This is a genomic window from Neisseria sp. P0021.S007 (genome assembly GCF_051956855.1).
In genome coordinates this window covers 1-483 of record NZ_JBQCXA010001423.1, presented here as the reverse complement: position 1 = coordinate 483, position 483 = coordinate 1, and the positions used below count along the sequence as shown (strand labels likewise).

Annotated in this window: 1 protein-coding gene; it reads right to left on the bottom strand. The window is 51.8% G+C overall.

The features are described 5' to 3' along the window. The coding region (locus ACTHUR_RS19515; RefSeq protein WP_440400444.1) for a 2Fe-2S iron-sulfur cluster-binding protein at positions 1-483 on the bottom strand (483 nt) is incomplete at both ends.

The following is a 483-nucleotide window of genomic DNA, read 5'->3' as shown; positions in this document are numbered from 1 at the left end:
TTGCCACAGATTGTATTTGTCCCAGTCTTCGTGATATTCCTTAGGAATGTCGAAGTCTTTGTAGGCAACAGTGTGAGGAGGGGCTTCAATTTGGATGTAGCCACCGGCGCGGAAAGGAACTTCTTCGCCTTCGGGAATGGCAAGCTTGAGTTCTTTAATGAACGTTGCTTTGTTGTCATTGGAGATGACAGTACATTCCCATTTTTTCACGCCGAATACTTCTTCCGGTACTTCGATGTCCATGTCGGTTTTAACGTTGACCTGACAAGACAGACGGCAGCCTTCGCGCGCTTCGCGTTTGCTGATGTGGGACAACTCGGTTGGCAGAATGTCGCCGCCGCCGCTTTTTACGATAACGCGGCACTGGCCGCATGAGCCGCCACCACCGCAGGCGGAAGGAACGAAGATGCCTTGGCTGGCAAGCGCACCCAGCAGTTTACCGCCGGCAGGCATCGTCAGCTCTTTTTCATTATTGACTTTGAT